The sequence below is a fragment of the Halopseudomonas sp. 4NH20-0008 genome, from assembly GCF_057548395.1.
On record NZ_BAAJMD010000034.1, the window covers coordinates 1 to 1,596 of the forward strand.

Sequence of the window (1,596 nt, forward strand, 5' to 3'; positions counted from 1 at the left end):
AGCAATGTCACCACCTGTTGCGGCACCAGTAACGGTAATGGTATCTGCTGCCTCGACGGCATTGAGGATGTCGTCAGCCGTGATGTTGTCCACAGTAACTGTGCCAGCTTGAGCGACCAGATCAACGGTATGAGTTGAAGTGCCTGTGCTTTCTACAGTGTTGCCGGCGGCATCACTGGAGCTCACAACAACATCGAACTCGGTGTCCGCAGCGAGATCGCTTCCGGCAACATCCACTGTCCAAGTGCCGTCGGCATTCACAGTGGTGTCGTATTCAGTGCCGTTGATAACCATAGTGACGGCATCGCCCTCACTGATATCACCACCGGAGGCATTACCAGTAACGGTAATGGTTTCTGCTGCCTCGACGGCATTGAGGATGTCGTCAGCCGTGATGTTGTCCACAGTAACTGTGCCAGCTTGAGCGACCAGATCAACGGTATGGGTTGAAGTGCCAGTGCTTTCTACAGTATTGCCAGCAGCATCGCTGGAGCTCACCACCACATCAAACTCGGTGTCGGCCGCCAGGTCTGCGCCGCTTACATCAACACTCCAGGTGCCATCAGCATCAACGGTGGTGTCATATTCAGTGCCGTTGATGACCATGGTGACCGCGTCACCTTCACTGATATCGCCACCTGTGGCGGAGCCAGTCACGGTGATGGTTTCTGTCGCTTCGACGGCATTGATGATGTCATCAGCGGTGATGTTATCCACAGTGACCGTGCCGGCCTGAGCTGCCAGATCAACCGTATGAGTTGAGCTGCCTGTGGTTTCAACGTTATTACCAGCAGCACTGCTTGAGCTGACCACTACGTCAAATTCAGTATCAGCAGCCAAATCAGCGCCACTTACGTTGACGCTCCAGTTACCGTCGGCATCTACAGTGGTGTCATATGCCGTGCCGTTAATAACCATGTTGACTGCATCCCCTTCACTGATATCGCCACCCGTGGCGGTACCAGTAACGGTGATGGTTTGAGTTGCTTCTACCGCGTTGATGATGTCGTCAGCGGTGATATTGTCGACAGCAACGGTGCCAGCCTGGGCGACCAGATCAACGGTATGCGTTGAAGTGCCAGTGCTTTCTACGGTGTTGCCTGCAGCATCGCTTGAGGTAACAACCACATCGAATTCGGTATCTGCAGCCAGGTCGGAGCCCACAACATCCACTGTCCAGTTACCGGCAGCATCAACCGTGGTGTCGTATTCAGTTCCGTTGATCACCATCGTGACTACATCGCCTTCGGCAATGTCGCCACCGGTAGCAGTACCGGTGACAGCAATGGTCTGAGTAGCTTCAGCGGCGTTGATCACGTCGTCAGCGGTGATATTGTCCACAGTGACGGTGCCAGCCTGAGCAACCAGATCCACGGTGTGAGTCGAAGTACCTGTTGTCTCGATGGTGTTGCCTGCAGCATCGCTTGAGGTAACAACCACATCGAATTCGGTGTCAGCGGCGAGATCAGCGCCATTAACATCAACAGTCCAGTTACCATCCGCATCCACTGTGGTGTCGTATTCGGTGCCGTTGATCACCATGGTGACTGCGTCGCCTTCGCTGATGTCGCCACCCGTGGCAGTACCAGTAACGGT

The 1,596-nt window shown here is 54.4% G+C and carries 1 protein-coding gene; it reads right to left on the reverse strand.

From position 1 onward, the window contains the following. Positions 1 to 1,596: Ig-like domain-containing protein (locus AC27HQ_RS16890; protein ID WP_487157361.1), on the reverse strand; the 1,596-nt coding region annotated here is incomplete at both ends.